The organism is gamma proteobacterium symbiont of Lampromicra miyakona (assembly GCF_059730895.1).
The window spans coordinates 628,532-646,584 of the sequence record NZ_AP035932.1; the positions used below are offsets into that span (position 1 = coordinate 628,532).

Annotated in this window: 13 protein-coding genes; 5 read left to right on the plus strand and 8 right to left on the minus strand. The window is 58.8% G+C overall.

Annotated elements, in window-relative coordinates; genetic code table 11:
* Positions 1 to 3: 3 nt before the first annotated feature.
* The 4 genes from AC6I8P_RS02945 to pepA form a co-directional block, all read right to left on the minus strand.
* Positions 4 to 510, minus strand: coding sequence for a GNAT family N-acetyltransferase (locus AC6I8P_RS02945; protein WP_370586218.1), 507 nt, complete (start codon positions 508 to 510; stop codon positions 4 to 6).
* A gap of 63 nt (positions 511 to 573) precedes the next feature.
* Positions 574 to 3,429 (minus strand): valine--tRNA ligase, encoded by a 2,856-nt coding sequence (locus AC6I8P_RS02950; protein ID WP_498030953.1) that lies wholly within the window; start codon positions 3,427 to 3,429, stop codon positions 574 to 576.
* A 5-nt stretch (positions 3,430 to 3,434) separates the two neighbouring features.
* On the minus strand, positions 3,435 to 3,893 hold the full coding sequence (locus tag AC6I8P_RS02955) for a DNA polymerase III subunit chi (RefSeq protein ID WP_021506718.1): 459 nt from the start codon (positions 3,891 to 3,893) through the stop codon (positions 3,435 to 3,437).
* Positions 3,894 to 4,196: 303 nt separating this feature from the next.
* The gene (pepA, locus tag AC6I8P_RS02960; RefSeq protein ID WP_021506719.1) at positions 4,197 to 5,708 is read right to left on the minus strand and encodes a leucyl aminopeptidase; all 1,512 of its coding nucleotides are present in this window, start codon (positions 5,706 to 5,708) and stop codon (positions 4,197 to 4,199) included.
* A gap of 267 nt (positions 5,709 to 5,975) precedes the next feature.
* On the opposite strand from pepA, the gene lptF reads away from it, so the two are divergent.
* Both lptF and lptG read left to right on the plus strand, forming a co-directional pair.
* Positions 5,976 to 7,076: an LPS export ABC transporter permease LptF gene (lptF, locus tag AC6I8P_RS02965; protein WP_031279533.1), complete on the plus strand. Its 1,101-nt coding sequence runs from the start codon at positions 5,976 to 5,978 to the stop codon at positions 7,074 to 7,076.
* The gene (lptG, locus tag AC6I8P_RS02970; RefSeq protein WP_021506721.1) at positions 7,076 to 8,152 is read left to right on the plus strand and encodes an LPS export ABC transporter permease LptG; all 1,077 of its coding nucleotides are present in this window, start codon (positions 7,076 to 7,078) and stop codon (positions 8,150 to 8,152) included. Before lptF ends, lptG begins: the two co-directional genes overlap by 1 nt.
* 116 nt (positions 8,153 to 8,268) lie before the next feature.
* On the opposite strand, the gene AC6I8P_RS02975 is transcribed toward lptG, so the two are convergent.
* From AC6I8P_RS02975 to AC6I8P_RS02985, 3 genes are all read right to left on the minus strand, one after another.
* Positions 8,269 to 9,546 (minus strand): DUF445 domain-containing protein, encoded by a 1,278-nt coding sequence (locus AC6I8P_RS02975; protein ID WP_141496420.1) that lies wholly within the window; start codon positions 9,544 to 9,546, stop codon positions 8,269 to 8,271.
* A gap of 23 nt (positions 9,547 to 9,569) precedes the next feature.
* A complete protein-coding gene (locus AC6I8P_RS02980) occupies positions 9,570 to 11,072 on the minus strand; it encodes a helicase HerA-like C-terminal domain-containing protein (RefSeq protein ID WP_498030954.1) in 1,503 nt (500 codons plus the stop codon).
* Between the two features lie 170 nt (positions 11,073 to 11,242).
* Positions 11,243 to 12,814: an ABC transporter substrate-binding protein gene (locus tag AC6I8P_RS02985; protein WP_498031150.1), complete on the minus strand. Its 1,572-nt coding sequence runs from the start codon at positions 12,812 to 12,814 to the stop codon at positions 11,243 to 11,245.
* A 530-nt stretch (positions 12,815 to 13,344) separates the two neighbouring features.
* Here AC6I8P_RS02985 and AC6I8P_RS02990 point away from each other — a divergent pair.
* Genes AC6I8P_RS02990 through AC6I8P_RS03000 form a run of 3 tightly spaced genes read left to right on the plus strand, consistent with a single transcriptional unit; the run spans position 13,345 to position 17,133 of the window.
* Positions 13,345 to 14,076, plus strand: a complete 732-nt coding sequence (locus tag AC6I8P_RS02990; protein ID WP_031279537.1) for a gluconate 2-dehydrogenase subunit 3 family protein — start codon at positions 13,345 to 13,347, stop codon at positions 14,074 to 14,076.
* A 32-nt stretch (positions 14,077 to 14,108) separates the two neighbouring features.
* Positions 14,109 to 15,878, plus strand: a complete 1,770-nt coding sequence (locus AC6I8P_RS02995; protein WP_498030955.1) for a GMC family oxidoreductase — start codon at positions 14,109 to 14,111, stop codon at positions 15,876 to 15,878.
* A 4-nt stretch (positions 15,879 to 15,882) separates the two neighbouring features.
* A complete protein-coding gene (locus AC6I8P_RS03000; RefSeq protein ID WP_498030956.1) occupies positions 15,883 to 17,133 on the plus strand; it encodes a c-type cytochrome in 1,251 nt (416 codons plus the stop codon).
* 111 nt (positions 17,134 to 17,244) lie between these two features.
* On the opposite strand, the gene AC6I8P_RS03005 is transcribed toward AC6I8P_RS03000, so the two are convergent.
* A complete protein-coding gene (locus AC6I8P_RS03005) occupies positions 17,245 to 17,922 on the minus strand; it encodes a MarC family NAAT transporter (protein WP_021506728.1) in 678 nt (225 codons plus the stop codon).
* Between the last annotated feature and the right edge of the window lie 131 nt (positions 17,923 to 18,053).

Here is an 18,053-nt window from a genome sequence, read left to right on the forward strand (position 1 = left end):
CCCTCACAACACCCGCAGCATTCTCACTTCGCAATCCACGTGGCCGGTACAGCCCATCGCGTCCGCAATCTGTTCAAAGCCCAGCGATTGGTAGAGCTTAATGGCGCGCGTCAGGCTGCCGGTGGTCTCCAGGTAGCAGCGCCGGAACCCGCGCTGGCGGGCAAAATCCATTGCGCGCAGCGCCAGTTCGCGCGCTAAACCCAGCCCGCGCACCGACGGCAGGAAATACATCTTCTGCAACTCACAGATATCCGGTGCGCTGCAGGCGAGCGGTGCCACGCCGCCGCCGCCGACCACCTGACCCTCATGCTCCACGATCCAATAGGCGCTGTCCGCCGCACTGTACAGCTCAAACAACCGATCGAGCTGCGGGTCGGACACGGTATAACCTTTATCCGCCGTCAGGCCGAACTCGGCGGAGACATCGCGGATCACCTGCGCAATCCGCGGATTATCGGCGGCGACAATCGGGCGCACCTGCAGGTTAAGTGGCGTGGCGGTGGTCATCATAATCTTCCGATAGAAAAAAGCCGGGCAGTGCCCGGCTTCGATTAAGCGTCAGGACTGAAGCGCTTACAATGCCGCAATCACGCCCTGCTGTTCAATCAGTTTTGCTTTTGATTGCTCCAGCTCGGCAACGCGCTCGCGCTCTTTCGCCACCACCGCTTCCGGTGCGCGCGATACAAAGCCTTCGTTAGCCAGTTTGGTCTGAATCTTCTCGATCTCGACATCCAGCTTCACCAGCTCTTTCGCCAGACGCTCCAGCTCGGCTTCCTTGTTGACCAGATCCGCCATCGGGATCAGCAGCTCTGCGCCATCAACAATCTTGGTCACCGATACCGGACCTTTCTCGCCGGCTGGCAGAATGGTCAGGCTCTCCAGACGCGCCAGGCGCGACAGGAAGTTGCGGTTCTCTTCAACACGACGCTGCGCCGCCGGCGAGCAGTCGCGCAGCAGCACGTCGAGCGGCTTGCTCGGCGCGATATTCATTTCGGCACGGATATTACGCACCGCCACAATCGCCTGCTTCATCCACTCGATATCGGCTTTGGCCTCCGCATCTTCCTTCGCCGCGTCATACTGCGGGAACGGCTGCAGCATGATGGTATCGTGGTCGATGTTCTTCAGCACTTTTACGCGCTGCCAGATGGTCTCGGTAATGAACGGGATGATCGGATGCGCCAGGCGCAGCAACGCTTCCAGTACCGTCACCAGCGTGTTGCGCGTGCCGCGCAGCTCCGCTTCGCTGCCGCTGTTCATCACCGGCTTGGTCAGCTCCAGATACCAGTCACAGAACTGGTTCCAGGTGAAGTCGTACAGAATGTTGGCAGCGATATCAAAGCGATAGCTATCCAGCGCTTCACGGTACGCTTTCACGGTGCTGTTGAATTCCGTCAGGATCCAGCGATCCGCCAGCGACAGCTTCAGCTCGCCGCCGTTCTGGCCGCAATCCTGATCTTCGGTGTTCATCAGCACGAAGCGGCTGGCGTTCCACAGCTTGTTACAGAAGTTGCGGTAGCCTTCCAGTCGCTTCATATCCCAGTTGATGTCACGACCGGTGGACGCCAGCGCGGCGAGGGTGAAGCGCAGCGCATCGGTGCCGGAAGGCACGATACCGTCCGGGAACTGCTTCTCGGTGCGTTTGCGAATCTTCTCGGCCAGCTGCGGCTGCATCATGTTGCCGGTGCGTTTCTCCAGCAGATCTTCCAGCGAAATACCGTCCACCATATCCAGCGGATCGATGACGTTGCCTTTCGACTTGGACATCTTCTGGCCTTCTTCATCGCGGATCAAACCGGTCATGTAGACGGTTTTAAACGGTACCTGCGGCTTGCCGTTCTCATCTTTGATGAAGTGCATGGTCAGCATGACCATGCGCGCAATCCAGAAGAAGATGATGTCGAAGCCGCTCACCAGCACGCTGGTAGGATGGAAGGTGCGCAGCGCTTCGGTGTTCTCCGGCCAGCCGAGAGTCGAGAACGTCCACAGGCCGGAAGAGAACCAGGTGTCGAGCACGTCGTCATCCTGGCGCAGCGTCACGCCAGCGGCCAGATTGTTTTCCTGACGCACTTCTTCTTCGCTGCGGCCGACATAGACGTTACCGTTGTTGTCGTACCAGGCCGGAATACGGTGGCCCCACCACAGCTGACGCGAAATGCACCAGTCCTGGATGTCGCGCATCCACGAGAAGTACATGTTTTCGTACTGCTTCGGCACAAACTGAATGTCGCCGTTTTCTACCGCTTCCACCGCGACTTTCGCCAGCGGGGCCGTGCGCACGTACCACTGATCGGTCAGCATCGGTTCGATCACCACGCCGCCGCGGTCGCCGTACGGCACCGTCAGATCGTGTGGTTTGATTTCGTCGAGCAGGCCGAGCTCGTCAACGGCGGCGACAATCGCTTTACGCGCGGCAAAACGCTCCATCTTCTGGAACTGCGGCGGAATTTCATCGGAACAGGCATCGCTGACTTCACCGTTTGTGTCGAACACTTCCGCACGCTCGCGGATGTCGCCATCAAAGGTCAGGATGTTGATCATCGGCAGCTTGTGACGACGGCCCACTTCGTAGTCGTTGAAGTCGTGCGCCGGGGTGATCTTCACGCAGCCGGTGCCTTTATCCATATCGGCGTGTTCGTCGCCGACGATCGGAATACGACGGTTCACCAGCGGCAGGATCACCTCTTTGCCGATCAGATCTTTATAACGTGGATCTTCCGGGTTGACCGCCACGCCGGTATCGCCCAGCAGGGTTTCCGGACGGGTGGTGGCCACCACCAGGTAATCTTTGCCTTCGGCGGTTTTCACGCCGTCCGCCAGCGGATAGCGAATGTGCCACATCGAGCCTTTGCTCTCGCGGTTTTCCACTTCGAGGTCAGAGATCGCCGTGCGCAGTTTCGGGTCCCAGTTCACCAGGCGCTTGCCACGGTAAATCAGGTTTTCTTTGTACAGACGGACGAAGACTTCTTTCACCGCGTTGGACAGGCCTTCATCCATGGTGAAGCGCTCGCGCTCCCAGTCAACCGAGTTGCCGAGGCGACGCATCTGGCGGGTGATGGTGCCGCCGGATTCAGCCTTCCACTGCCAGATTTTTTCGATAAAGGCGTCACGACCGTAATCCTGACGCGTTTTGCCCTCTTCAGCGGCGATCTTGCGCTCAACCACCATCTGCGTGGCGATACCGGCGTGGTCCGTACCTGCCTGCCACAGGGTGTTTTTACCCTGCATGCGCTGGTAGCGGATCATGGTATCCATGATGGTTTGCTGGAAGGCGTGACCCATATGCAAGCTACCGGTGACGTTCGGCGGCGGGATCATGATGCAAAAGCTTTCCTGGCTGGTATCGCCATTCGGTTTGAAGTAGCCCTGCTGTTCCCAGTGCTCGTAGAGCGGCTGCTCGATATCTTGCGGGTTATATGTTTTTTCCATATCTGCTATGTCGTTTGCGGCGGGGGTGGCGTCGCCGTATTCAATTGGAAACCAACGCTGCGATACGCTTTATAGCGGTCGCGCGCCAGTTGTTTCAGGGATTCTTCATAAGGTACGAAGTCTATCACTTCATGGAAACCGGTAGCAAAATCTGCAAACTGCGGCAGCAGGCTGATCAGCAGATCGCGCGGCGCACTGCCGCGTCGCTGCGGCCAGGCCAGCTCAACCGGCGCGCCGTAGCGCGGGCCTTCGCCGGCCAGGTTGTGCGGCACAAAAGCGTTGGCCGGACGCTGCCACAGTGCTTCATCCAGCCGATTGGCCTGCTGTTCATCTTCGCAGGCAATCAGGATGCGCTTACCGTCTCGCCAGCGGCTGGCGGCCAAATCGCACACCAGCGCTTCGATGGCGCTTAAGCCGTCGCTGGCGCTTTCAGACTCCATGACGAAGAAGGTGGCGTTTTTCATGGCAGGTTATTTCCATCAATGACAGTGGGGCGCATTGTGCGACAGTAAGATTGCGGCGTCCAATAATAAGGTCGCCATCAATGGCGACCCTGTAAACCGTGCGGCTGATAATCAGGTCGCCATAAATGGCGACCCTACACCCGTAGGGTGCGCATTCATGCGCACCGTATCAATGGCCGCACGGTATTTAACGCATTTATACGCACCATCACACCCGTAGGGTGCGCATTCATGCGCACCGTTCCAATGGCCGCAGGGTGTCAAACGCATTCATACGTACCGTCTCAGCATTCGCTCCGGCTCTTAATCGTCGCCGTTCAGGCCAGCGCGGTTCAGCAGGAACTGCGACAGCAGTGGCACCGGACGGCCGGTCGCGCCTTTGGCTTTGCCGGAGCGCCAGGCGGTGCCGGCGATATCCAGGTGCGCCCAGTTAAACTTGCGTGCAAAGCGTGCCAGGAAGCAGGCGGCGGTAATTGCGCCGCCCGGACGGCCACCGATGTTAGCCATATCGGCAAAGTTAGATTCCAGCTGCTCCTGATACTCATCGGCCATCGGCAGACGCCACGCGCGGTCGCCCGACTGCTCTGATGCGCTGATCAGCTCGTGCGCCAGCGGATTGTGGTTCGACATCAACCCGCTGACGTGATGGCCCAGCGCGATCACGCAGGCACCAGTCAGGGTAGCGACGTCAATCACCACTTCCGGATCGAAGCGCTCAACGTAGGTCAGCGCATCGCACAGCACCAGCCGGCCCTCGGCATCGGTATTCAGCACTTCAACCGTCTGACCGGACATGGTGGTCAGCACGTCGCCCGGACGCATCGCGCGCCCGTCCGGCATGTTCTCACAGCCCACCAGCACGCCGACCACGTTCAGCGGCAGATTCAGCTCCGCCACCATGCGCATCACGCCGTACACCGACGCCGCGCCGCACATGTCATATTTCATCTCATCCATCGCCTCGGCAGGCTTGATGGAGATGCCGCCGGAGTCAAAGGTTAGCCCTTTACCTACCAGCACGATAGGGCGCGCATCGGCGTCGCTGCTGCCTTTGTACTCAATCACTGACATCAGCGACTCGTTGTGCGAACCGGCACCGACCGCCAGATAGGCGTTCATGCCCAGCTCTTTCATCTGCTGTTCGCCAATCACGCGGGTGGTGACGTTTTTGCTGTACGCATCGGCCAGCTGACGTGCCTGCGATGCCAGATACGCGGCGTTACAAATATTCGGCGGCATATTGCTCAGGTCTTTCGCCGCTTTGACGCCGGCGGCAACGGCCAGACCGTGCTGAATTGCGCGCTCACCGCTGGTCAGCTCACGGCGGGTCGGCACGTTGAACACCAGCTTGCGCAGCGGACGGCGCGGCTCGACTTTGTTGCTTTTCAGCTGGTCGAAGTTGTACAGCGCCTCTTTAGAGGTTTCTACCGCCTGGCGCACTTTCCAGTAGGTATTGCGCCCTTTAACGTGCAGTTCGGTCAGGAAGCACACCGCTTCCATTGAACCGGTGTCGTTCAGGGTATTGATGGTTTTCTGAATCACCTGTTTGTACTGGCGCTCATCCAGCTCGCGCTCTTTACCACAGCCGATCAGCAGGATACGTTCGGACAGGATATTTGGCACATGGTGCAGCAGCAGCGTCTGACCCACTTTGCCCTCCAGCTCACCGCGGCGCAGCAGCGCGCTGATGTAGCCATCGCTGATCTTATCCAGCTGCTCGGCAATCGGTGACAGACGACGCGGTTCGAAAACGCCAACCACAATGCAGGCGCTGCGCTGTTTTTCCGGGCTACCGCTTTTTACACTGAACTCCATGCACTCTCCTGAATCTTAAAGACAACGGCCTTAGCTGTCGTTAGAATGTAGCGCGTTCGTAACCCATTAATTTGTTGCGACGCCATGACAATTTAACGCCGGCGGCCATAATGAGTGGGGTGACAATGTGTTGTTTTTTCACCACCCTAACGCGTTCGTCATACTATTTTAGCTACCATGACGGCCATTGATGAAGAAAAATGGCTGATAAGCGTTGAAACTAGCGATTTTCCTGCAAAAAGACAAGTTTTCACAGGCGTACTAAGCGTGATCATCATTAGATATCTGGTTCGGGAAACGCTCAAAAGCCAGCTGGCTATCCTGTTCATCCTGCTACTTATCTTCTTTTGCCAGAAGTTAGTCAGGATTTTGGGTGCGGCGGTGGATGGCGAAATCCCAACAAATCTGGTTCTGACATTGTTAGGACTTGGCGTGCCTGAAATGGCACAACTTATCCTGCCCCTAAGCTTGTTTCTGGCGATTTTAATGACCCTTGGGCGGCTGTACACCGAAAGTGAAATTACGGTGATGCACGCCTGCGGGCTGGGTAAAGGTGTCCTGATTAAAGCGGCGATGATCCTGATGCTGTTCACCTCGCTGGTGGCGGCGGTCAACGTGATCTGGCTTGGCCCGTGGTCCTCGCGCTATCAGGATGAAGTGACACAAAATGCCAAAGCCAACCCGGGAGCGGCTGCGCTGGCGGCGGGGCAGTTCCAGACCTCCAGCGACGGCAATACCGTGCTGTTCGTCGAAGACGTGAAAGGCAACAAGTTCGGCAGCGTGTTCCTGGCGCAGCTGCGACCGAAGGGCAATGCACGGCCATCGGTGGTGCTGGCCGACAGCGGTCACATGGAGCAGCACAAAGATGGCTCGCAGACCGTGACGCTGGACAAAGGCACGCGCTTTGAAGGCACGGCGCTGCTGCGTGACTTCCGTATTACCGACTTCGTCAATTATCAGGCGCTGGTGGGGTACAAAGAGGCGGTGCTCGATCCTAACGATGCCGATCAGGCCGATATCAGCACGCTGATAAAAACCAAAACGCCGCAGTTCCAGGCGGAGCTGCACTGGCGTCTGACGCTGGTGTTCGCTGTGCTGGTGATGGCGCTGATGGTGGTGCCGCTCAGCGTGGTTAACCCGCGTCAGGGCCGCGTGCTGTCGATGCTGCCGGCAATGTTACTCTACCTGATCTTCTTCCTGCTGCAGAGTTCGCTGCGCTCCAACGCGGCGAAAGGCCGGTTTGATCCGGCGATCTGGATGTGGGTGGTCAACCTGGCGTATCTGGCGCTGGCGGTGGCGCTCAACGTATGGGATACCGTACCGATGCGCCGTTTCCGCGCGCGCTTTAGCCGTGGAGGATCCGTGTGATGTTTAAGGTCCTTGACCGCTATATCGGCAAAACCATCTTCAACACCATCATGATGACGCTGTTCATGCTGGTGTCGCTGTCGGGCATCATTAAGTTCGTCGATCAGCTGCGTAAAACCGGGCAGGGCGCATATACCGCGCTGGATGCCGGTTACTACACGCTGCTCAGCGTGCCGAAAGATATCGAGATCTTCTTCCCGATGGCGGCGCTGCTGGGCGCGCTGCTGGGGCTGGGCACGCTGGCGCAGCGCAGCGAACTGGTGGTGATGCAGGCCTCCGGCTTTACCCGTCTGCAGGTGGCGCTGGCGGTAATGAAAACCGCGATTCCGCTGGTGCTGCTGACCATGGCGGTGGGCGAATTTGTCGCCCCGCAGGGCGAGCAGATGGCGCGTAACTACCGGGCGCAGCAGCTGTATGGCGGCTCGCTGGTATCGACGCAAAACGGCCTGTGGGCGAAAGACGGCAACGACTTTATCTACATTGAGCGCATTAAAGGCGACAACGAGATCGACGGCGTCAGTATCTATCGCTTTACCGACCAGCGGCGTCTGCTGAGCGTGCGCTATGCTGCCACCGCGGTCTGGAATAAAGATCGCAAACTGTGGGAGCTGTCGCAGGTGGATGAGTCGGACCTGAAAGATCCGAAGCAGATTACCGGTTCACAGAGCCTGAGCGGCGAATGGAAAACCAATCTGACGCCAGACAAGCTGGGCGTGGTGGCGCTGGACCCGGACGCGCTGTCGATCAGCGGTCTGTATAACTACAGCAAATATCTCAAACAGAGCGGCCAGGAATCCGGGCGCTACCTGCTGAATATGTGGGGCAAAATCTTCCAGCCGCTGTCGGTGGCGGTGATGATGCTGATGGCGCTGTCGTTTATCTTTGGTCCGCTGCGAAGCGTATCGATGGGCGTGCGCGTGGTCACCGGCATCAGCTTTGGCTTCCTGTTCTACGTGCTGGATCAGATCTTCGGGCCACTGAGTCTGGTGTACGGTTTGCCGCCGGTGCTGGGCGCGATTCTGCCAAGCGGCGCGTTCTTCGCCATCAGTTTGTACCTGTTGCTGAAGCGGCGGTAGTGATGGTTGCAGGGGCGCGATTCAGGGTGCCCCTGTCATTCCCGCACCGTTACCGTAGGGTCGCCATTCATGGCGACCTTTTTTTATTCATGGCGACCAGGTCGATGCCCGCACCGTTAGCGCAACGTCTGCACCCAGCCCGGCAGCTGCGACAGCAAAAACAGCACCAGGCCAATGGTACCGCCCACCAGCGTGCCGTTGATGCGGATAAACTGCAAATCACGGCCAATGTTCAGCTCAATCTGTTGCGACATCTCGCGCGCATCCCAGCTCTTCACCGTATCGCTGATGTGACGGGTGAGAAAAGCCGCAAACTCCGGCGCGACACTGCGCGCAGCGTCTTCCAGATGCTGATTCATTGAAGTACGCAGTGCTTCATCGGCGGCGAGCGTTTCGCCCAGCCACAGCGCCGCCAGCCGCACCCGCTCCTGCACGCGCGAATCGTCACTGTTGAGGTCGCTCTTCAGCCAGCGGCGCAGGTCCTGCCACAGCTCGCCGATATAACGGTTAAACGACTCATCCTCTTTCAGCCAGTATTTGATGGTCTCAGCCCGTTCGGCCATCTCCGGATCGCTTTTCAGTCGCTCTATCAGGCGCTGTACCGCGCGGTTAAAACCGAGGCGGAATTCGTGGCCCTGGTCGCGCGCCACTTCATCCAGAATCGAATCCACCGCGTTGGCGACCAGCTCGGCGCTGTGTTCGCCCAGCCATTCGGTCGGCAGCACTTTGGCCTTGATCGGATGTTCGCGTTTCAGCCAGCGCACAATCTGCAGCGCGATAAACTCGCGCGTGCCGGGTTTGTGCAGCAGACGCAGCAGCTGTTGCACAGCTGCGTCCAGCAGCTCCTGATGGCGATTGTTTTTGGTCAGGCTGTCCAGCAGCAGCGCGCTGGACTGGGTCAGATCGACCTTATCCAGTGCGCGATGCACCGCGCGGCGCAAAAAGCGCTGAATACGCTGATCGTCAGTAAGATCGAGGAAACCGCGCATCACCTGCAGCAGATGGCGACCAATGCGATCGGCGTTGCCCGGCGTATTGAGCCACTGCGCCAGCAGCTGTGACGGATCGTGGCGGCGAATCAGTGCCAGCAGCGAATCGGTATCGAGAAACTTCTCCTGCACGAAGCGGCCAAGATTCTCGCCGATGCGATCTTTGTTGCGTGGAATGATTGCCGTATGGCGCGAGATGAACGGTACCGGCACGCGACGAAACAGCGCCACCACCGCAAACCAGTCGGCCAGCGCACCGACCATCGCCGCTTCGGCAATCGCCTTCAGCCCCAGCACCCAGAACGTGGGCGGCAGAAACAGCGTCACGACAAAGGTCGCGGCGGCGATCAGCAGCAGCGACAGGGCCAGACGCTTGCTCCGTTTTAATTGTTGATATTTATCCATACCACGATCATAGCAGAGGGCGATTAACGGCGGCGTCCACCGAGCAGACTGCCCAGCACGCCGCGGATGATCTGATTGGTCACCTGGCGCGCCGCGCTTTTCGCCACGCTCTGCACTACGCCGTCGCGCTTGCCGCCGCGCGGCCCGGTGCTGCCGAACAGAATCTCTTTCAGCCCGCCCAGAATGCCGTCATCCACCGCCACGCTATTGCCTTTGCTGGGCGGCGCATCGGCCTGCTGCGGCGCGGCCTGCACGCCTTGCTGTAACATTTCGAACGCCGATTCGCGATCGACGGCACTGTCGTATTTGCCGTACAGCGGCGAATGGTTGATCAGGCTGTTGCGTTCATCAGGAGTGGCCGGCCCCATGCGCGAGCCCGGCGCGATCACCATGGCGCGCTGCACCATCGACGGGCTGCCTTTCTCATCGAGGAAGGAGATTAGCGCCTCGCCGGTGCCCAGCGCCTGAATCGCCTCCACGGTATTGAACGCCGGGTTGGCGCGCATGGTTTCGGCGGCGCTTTTCACCGCTTTCTGGTCTTTCGGCGTGAAGGCACGCAGCGCATGCTGCACGCGGTTACCCAGCTGACCGAGCACATTATCCGGAATGTCCGCCGGGTTCTGCGTGACAAAGTACACGCCAACGCCTTTCGAGCGAATCAGGCGAATTACCTGTTCCACTTTCTCCAGCAGCACCGGCGGCGCGTCGTTAAACAGCAGATGCGCTTCGTCAAAGAAGAACACCATCTTCGGTTTGTCCAGATCGCCGGCTTCCGGCAGCTGTTCATACAGTTCCGCCAGCAGCCACAGCAGGCTGGTGGCGTAAAGTTTCGGCTGCTGATAAAGCTTTTCCGCCGCCAGGATATTGATGAAGCCTTTGCCGTCAGCGTCGCAGCGCATCCAGTCACGGATATCCAGCATTGGCTCGCCAAAGAAGTGTTCAGCCCCTTGCTGCTCCAGCGCCAGCAGGCCGCGCTGAATGGCGCCCACCGAGGCGCTGCTGATATTGCCGTACTGCGTCTGAAATGCTTTGGCGTTGTCACCGATATATTGCGTCATGGCGCGCAAATCTTTGAAGTCCAGCAGCAGCAGGCCCTGATCGTCGGCGATACGGAAGATAATTTGCAGCACGCCGGACTGCACCTCGTTGAGGCTGAGCAGTCGCGCCAGCAGCAGCGGGCCGAGATCGGACACCGTCGCGCGCACCGGATGGCCCTGCTGGCCGAAGATATCCCACAGCATCACCGGATTTTTCTGCGCCTGCCAGTCGGTGACGCCAATCTTTGCCAGCCGCGCCAGCAGCTTTTCTGAACCGTCGCCTGGCGCCGCGATGCCGCTGAGATCGCCTTTGACGTCGGCCATAAACACCGGCACGCCGATGGCGGAAAACGATTCCGCCAGCTTTTGCAGCGTCACGGTTTTACCGGTGCCGGTCGCGCCGGTTATCAGTCCGTGACGGTTAGCCATGGCGGGCAGCAGATGCAGTTGAAGGTCAGGCGTCTGGGCGATCAGCAGTGGGGTAGTCATGATGGTTGCGTTCTCCGGCATTGCGTAATGACTCAAAGAATAGCAAGCGGTGCGCGGGAGAGAGAGGGATATTTGGGTGAAAAATAAGGGGGTGCCGGTTGCTGCCCGCGCGATCGGCCCCTTCTCCCGCGGGCGGGAGAAGGCTGGGATGAGGGACAGCGCGCACCAACCTACCTCTTCTCTACCGCATCGAAAAACAGCAGGCTCACGCCGATGCCCTGCTGCACGTGGCTGACATTATTCCGCACCGCCACCTGCTGCGCGCCCTGCAGCATCACCACGAACGGGGAATCCTGCTGCACGCGCTGTTGCAGTGCGGTATACAGAGCGCGGCGCTGGCTGGCGTCGCTCTCACCGGCTGCGGCGCGCGTCTGCGCGCTCAGTTCGGGAATCTCCCAGCCGACGCGCCACGCCAGCGTTTTCGAGCCGCCCGGTACGTTATAAGCAAAGGCGCTGGCGTTGGTATTTGGATCCACATAGTCCGCGCCCCAGTAAATAAAGATCGACTGGAAGTCACGGCCGCGCATTTTGCTCCACAGTTCCGATTCCGCCACCGGCTGCAGTTCAATCTGCACGTCGGCTTTGGCAAAGCTGGCCTGCAGCGCCTGCGCCACGTCAATGTACGGCGGCTGGTTGATCACCGTCAGCGAAAATTTGCTGCCGGGCCTGATACCGCCCTGCGCCAGAATCGCTTTGGCTTTGGCCACATCGTAATGGAACGGCTGATTCTCCAGCGCGCCATCAAAGCCCTGCGGCAGGAAGCTCTGGTGAATACGGTACTGGCCTTTCAGCAGATCGCGTGAAATGGCGTTGTAATCCACCAGCCAGCGCGCCGCCTGCCACAGCGCCGGATTACCCAGCGCCGGCTGGGCTTTGTTTTGCGTATTAAACGCCAGGTAATAGACCAGGCTTGACGGGAATGCCTCGATGCGCAGCTGCTGGTCGTTTTTCAGCGCATCGATCTGGTCCGGGCCCAGCTGATAAGCCACATCGACATCGCCCTGCTGAATCAGCAGGCGACGCGCACCGGCATCGGCCACGCCTTTTAACAGGATACGTTTTAACTGCGGCTGCGGGCTGGCGTGCGGATTTGCGCTCAGCACCAGCGCCTGTTGCGGCACGTATTGCTGGATGCTGAATGCGCCGCTGCCTGCGGAGTGAGTGTGCAGCCAGCCGTTGCCGCTGTCGTTGGCGGTGATGTGCTGCTGCACGGTTTTGCTGTCCACCACCGAGGCTACCGGCGCGGTCAGCAGGCGCAGCGCCAGGTCCTGACCAATCTGCGCCGGCCACTGAATCTCCAGCTGATGATCGTTCACAACCCGCAGCTGGCTGGCGATGTTGTCCGCCGTCCAGCCAAACTCAGCGAGAATAAACGACGGGGCTTTATTGAGCTGCACCGCGCGCGTCAGCGAAAACACCACGTCCTGCGCGGTCACCGGGTTACCGCTAACGAAATGCGCATCCGGTTTCAGATTGAACACCAGGCTGTGCGGCGTGCTGCCGGGCTGCCATGAGGTGGCGAGCAGCGGCGCGAGTTTTTGTGGCGCATCGCGATCGGCTTCTACCAGCGTCTGATAAATATTGCGCTGCACGCTGTTGCTGACGGTCTCAAAACTTTCTGCCGGGTCGAAGCTGATAATGCCGTCGAGCGGCACGGCCACCACCAGCGTGTCTTTTGGCGTGGCGGCCTGCAGGGTAAAGGCGCTGCTGAATAAGGTGAACAACAACAAGAGTGCTCGCATCATGTTTATCCTGAGTGATTGATTCAGCGACTTTATCGCTGTCGCGCTGCAGGCTAAATGCCGGTTTGTTCTGAGCTGTGCCGGAAATAACAATTAATACCGGAAATTAACTAATGGCGTTATTTTTGTGCGCGCGCTGTCATATTCAGGAAATAAACTGGTCAGGCGTTGTTCATTTAACCAGTAAGCTGTTATTGATAAGAATAAGCTCTGGTATGGAAGTATGATTTTTTCTGATTAATTAAGCTGAGCGACTATTTCTCACGCCGATTTGTTTCAGTCATTTGCCCAGTCTCTGGCGCTAATCTCCTGGCATTTGTACGGTTAAAAGCGCAATTCCCGCTGCGAAAGCGCGTCCACAGCATATGGCGATTTTCTGCCAGGTTGATGGTTTCTCATCAAAACACATTTCTAATTTAATGGTTACATCCTGAAATATCTGTATCCATAAGATTGCCAGCTTGTTTGCCGATTTATAAATCTATTAACAAAAATAATTTCCTTTCTTAGCAAGTGAGAGTCGTCGTGCCATGCTTTTAGAAAAACCGACCACCAGACGTAAGTTTTTACTTGGGTCGTTGCTGGCTTTGCCATTAAGCGACCTGGTTTTAAAAGGACTGACTGCAGCCCAGGCTGCGGAAATGGCAGCACCGGACCTTGCCGACTATAAACCGATCTTTTTTAGCGCTGAGGAGTGGCAATTTATTCTGGCCGCCACCGATCGCCTGATCCCTGCCGGTGGCAACGGCAAAGCGCCGGGTGCGCTGGAAACCAACGTGCCGATCTTCATTGACCAGCAGCTGCACAGCCCGGAGTTCGGCGCAGAGATCTACCTGCAGGGGCCGTTTGACGTGCACGCGCCCGCCACCATGGGCTATCAGATCCCGTTCACGCCGCAGCAGATGTATCGCACCGGCATCAAACTGGTGGAGCAGTGGACGCAGAGCACCTACCACAAAGCGTTCTCTCAACTGACGCTGGCAGAGAAAGACGCGGTGCTGACCAAAGTGAATAAAAACGACGGTATCGACTTCGCCGCGCTGGGCGAACCGAACCTGAAAGCCTCGCAGTTCTTCAGCCAGCTGCTTTCCGATACCAAACACGGCTACCTCGCTGACCCGATGTACGGCGGCAACAAAGGCATGAAAGCCTGGATCGCCATCGGCTTCCCGGGGGCACGCGCCAGCTTCACCGAGTGGGTGAAGCAGCACAACGTGCCGTATCCGCTCGGACCGGTCAGCCTGATGGGCGAACGCGCCTGAATCCCCGTATTTGGTATGTGAGACAGAAAAACATGGCACAGATTACAAAGAAAGAAGTCGACGTCGTGGTGTGCGGCCTCGGCTGGGCCGGCTCGCTGATGAGCATCGAGCTGGCAATGGCCGGACTGAACGTGCGCGCCCTTGAGCGCGGCGGCGAGCGCGACTACCCGGATTTCGCCTACCCGAAACCGGCCGATGAGTACGCCTATAACGTGCGCAACAAAGTGTTCGCCACGCCGAAAGAGGTGGCGGTCACCGTGCGTTACAACATGGACCAGACGGCGCTGCCAACCCGTAAATGGGGCGCGTTTGCCCCGGGTACCGGCGTCGGCGGCGCGGGCATGCACTGGACGGCGGTACTGATTCGCCCCACGCCCACCGATATCAAACTGAAAACCTACGTCGATCAGGCCTATAAGCCCGGCATCCTGCAGGATGACATGCGCGTGATGGACTTCCCGTTCACCTGGGATGAGATCGAGCCGTATTTCTACAAGTTTGAGCTGATTTGCGGCCAGTCGGGCACCACCGGCAACCTGCGCGGGCAAATTCTGGAAGGCGGCGACCCGTTTGAAGGCCCGCGTTCTGAGCCGTATCCGCTGCCGGCGCTGGACGATACGCTGAATAACGTGATGTTCAAAGAGGCGGCGAAGAAGCTGGGCTATCATCCGTTCCCGAACCCGTCAGCCTGCGTCTCGCGCGCGTGGAAAAACCCGTACGGCAACCAGATCGCTCCCTGCAACTACTGCGGCTACTGCTCGAAATATCCGTGCCTGAACTACTCAAAAGCCTCGCCGCAGACGGCAGTGATGGATGCGCTGAAGCGCATGCCGAACTTCTCGTACGAAGTGCACGCGGAAGTGTACAAAGTGGTGCTGCACGACGACGGCAAAACTGCGAAAGGCGTGCTCTATTTCGATGCCGACGGCAACGAAGTGTTCCAGCCGGCGAAGATTGTGGTGCTCTCCAGCTTCCAGCTGTACAACGTGCGCCTGATGCTGCTGTCCGGCATCGGCAAGCCCTACAACCCGATTACCGAAGAGGGCGTCGTCGGGCGTAACTATGCGTTTCTGTCCAACGGCGGCGCCACGCTGTTCTTCAAAGACAAGAACTTCAATGCCTTCGCCACCGCTGGCGCGACCGGTCAGATGTTTAACGACATCTCGCCCGGCAACTTCGACGGTCCGGGACTCGGCTTCCTGGGCGGCGCCAAAATCCACAGTTCGCAGGCAACCGGTACGCCGATTGGCACCGCGCTGCCGAAAGGCACACCGAGCTGGGGCATGGGGTACAAAGAGGGTCTGGAGCAGTGGTACAACCATTCGATGAAGATCAGCATCACCACCACCTGCCAGTCGTACCGCGATATCTATCTGGATCTGGATCCGCACTACACCGACCATCGCGGTCAGCCGCTGCTGCGCATGACCTTTAACTGGAAACAGAACGAGCTCAAGCTGCAGCAGCACCTGAAAGGCATCGTTGGCGATATCGCCAAAGAGCTGAATCCGGACAGCATGAGCATGAGCTTCCTGCCGATGGGCGCTGACTTTGACCTGACCAAATACGTCTCTACCCACAACGTGGGCGGCGCGGTGATGGGCGACAACCCGAAAACCTCGGCGCTGAACAAGTACCTGCAAAGCTGGGATGTGCACAACGTGTTTGTGCCGGGCGGTAACGCCTTCCCGCAGAACTTCCAGGCGAACCCGACCGACACCATCGGCGCGATTACCCTGATGGCGGCGCAGGCTATTAAAGAGCACTATTTGCAGAATCCCGGCCCACTGGTACAGGCATAAGCACATGAAATTAAAATCATTGTTAATCGCTCACGCGGTGCTGCTGGGCAGCTGTGCGGTGCAGGCGCAGGCAGCAGATGACGCATCACTGATTAAAAAGGGCGAGTATCTGGCGCGCCTCGGCGACTGCATGGCGTGCCACACCGTGGCGGGCAAAGCGGATTACGCTGGCGGGCTGGCGATTGAGTCGAACCTCGGCACCATTTACTCCACCAACATCACGCCGGATAAACAGCACGGCATCGGCAACTACAGCGAGCAGCAGTTCTCGGACGCGGTGCGCAAAGGCGTACTGCCGGACGGCTCGCGCCTCTACCCGGCGATGCCGTACCCGGATTACGCCAAAATCAGCGATGAAGACCTGCACGCGCTGTACGTCTACTTCATGCAGGGCGTGAAGCCGGATAGCGCGCAGCCGCCGGAAACAAAGCTGAGCTTCCCGTTCAGCCAGCGCTGGGGCATGCGTTTCTGGAACTGGGCGTTTACCTCAGACAAGCCGTTCCAGGCGATTGGCGGTGCGTCAGCGCAGGTTAATCGCGGTGCTTACATCGTGGAAAGCCTCGGCCACTGCGGCAGCTGCCACACGCCGCGCGGCCTCGGCATGAACGAGAAGGCGCTGGACAGCAGCGACGATCGCTTCCTCGCCGGCGGCAGCCTGAATAACTGGGAGGTGCCGTCGCTGCGCGGTGTGCCACGCTGGAGCGAGCAGGAGATTGTCGATTATCTGCAAACCGGACGTAACGATAAAGCCGCGGTGGGCGGCGAGATGACGTCGGTGGTGGAGCACTCCAGCTCGCACATGACGGATGCCGATCTGCAAGCAATTGCCGCTTACCTGAAGTTCCTCGGTGGCAATCCGCCGCTGCAGGCGTACGACGTGCAGGCGCAGCAGAAGACCGAAGCGAAGCTGACGGCGGCGAAGAATCTGTCCGAAGGCGAGCGTCTGTATCTCGACAACTGCGGTGCCTGTCACTTTGTCACCGGCAAAGGCGCACCGGGCATCTTCCCGGAGCTGGATCAGGCCACTATCGTCAATGCGCAGGATCCCAGCGGGTTGATTCACACCATTCTGGTCGGTGCGCAGCAGCCCTCAACAGAGAAAGCGCCGTCGACGCTGGCAATGCCGCCGTTTGCGTATCGTCTGAGCGATGATGAAGTGGCGCAGCTGGCCACCTTTATTCGTCAGGGCTGGAGCAACCACGCGCCGGCAGTAACGAAAGAACAGGTGGCGGATGTGCGGAAAACGCTGCACTAAAACGTAGCGGCGCGACCTGTCGCGCTGTCCTGATGGCAATGCCCGGCGTCGCGTGATGGCGGGCATTGCGCGATGAATCACGCCGCTACCGTACGGTGTGATTTTTTATTTTTAATGAAAGGTGTGCGCCACTTCCAGCACGCCGTTGATGACAAATTGCACGCCCATACACACCAGTAAAAAGCCCATCAGGCGCGAAATTGCTTCGATGCCGCCTTTGCCGACCAGCTTCATGATGGCGCCGGAGCTGCGCAGCGAAATCCATAAAATCACCGCCACCGCCAGGAACGTCAGCACCGGCGCGATGGCCACCACCCACGCTGGGAAATCGACGCCGGCTTTCACCGTCGAGGCCGAACTGATGATCATCGCGATGGTGCCCGGTCCGGCGGTGCTCGGCATTGCCAGCGGCACAAAGGCGATATTCACCGTTTCGCGCGGGTCGTCGCTGGCGTCGAGTTCATCCAGCTTGTGTTTGGCCTCCACCGAATGCCCGACTGGTTTGGCGGGAAACAGCATGCGGAAGCCGATAAAGGCGACAATCAGCCCGCCGGCCATGCGCAGGCCGGGAATCGAGATGCCAAAAGTGTGCAGCACCGCGTTACCGGCGTACCAGGCGACCATCATAATCAGGAACACGTAGATCGACGCCTGCAGCGCCTGGCGATTGCGTTCCTGAAAGTTCATGTCACCCGCGAGGCCGAGAAACAGCGCCACGGTGGTTAACGGGTTAGCAAGCGGCAAAATCACCACCAGGCCGAGCCCAATGGCTTTGAACAGTTCCAGCATGATTTATTCCACATCCAGGTGCGCCCATAATGGCGCGGTTAACAGGCACATCATTCAGACGCGCTCTTATTGCACCCAACCTGTAGCGGCGCAATTTATTGCGCATCAGACAGCGATGCAGCTGTCCAGGG

Coding starts and splice junctions, on each gene's coding strand:
- AC6I8P_RS02955 (WP_021506718.1), bottom strand. CDS start 3,893: ATGAAAAACGCCACCTTCTTCGTCATGGAGTCTGAAAGCGCCAGCGAC.
- pepA (WP_021506719.1), bottom strand. CDS start 5,708: ATGGAGTTCAGTGTAAAAAGCGGTAGCCCGGAAAAACAGCGCAGCGCC.
- AC6I8P_RS03005 (WP_021506728.1), bottom strand. CDS start 17,922: ATGCTGGAACTGTTCAAAGCCATTGGGCTCGGCCTGGTGGTGATTTTG.
- AC6I8P_RS03000 (WP_498030956.1), top strand. CDS start 15,883: ATGAAATTAAAATCATTGTTAATCGCTCACGCGGTGCTGCTGGGCAGC.
- AC6I8P_RS02950 (WP_498030953.1), bottom strand. CDS start 3,429: ATGGAAAAAACATATAACCCGCAAGATATCGAGCAGCCGCTCTACGAG.
- AC6I8P_RS02985 (WP_498031150.1), bottom strand. CDS start 12,814: ATGCGAGCACTCTTGTTGTTGTTCACCTTATTCAGCAGCGCCTTTACC.
- AC6I8P_RS02995 (WP_498030955.1), top strand. CDS start 14,109: ATGGCACAGATTACAAAGAAAGAAGTCGACGTCGTGGTGTGCGGCCTC.
- AC6I8P_RS02945 (WP_370586218.1), bottom strand. CDS start 510: ATGATGACCACCGCCACGCCACTTAACCTGCAGGTGCGCCCGATTGTC.
- AC6I8P_RS02975 (WP_141496420.1), bottom strand. CDS start 9,546: ATGGATAAATATCAACAATTAAAACGGAGCAAGCGTCTGGCCCTGTCG.
- AC6I8P_RS02990 (WP_031279537.1), top strand. CDS start 13,345: ATGCTTTTAGAAAAACCGACCACCAGACGTAAGTTTTTACTTGGGTCG.
- lptG (WP_021506721.1), top strand. CDS start 7,076: ATGTTTAAGGTCCTTGACCGCTATATCGGCAAAACCATCTTCAACACC.
- AC6I8P_RS02980 (WP_498030954.1), bottom strand. CDS start 11,072: ATGACTACCCCACTGCTGATCGCCCAGACGCCTGACCTTCAACTGCAT.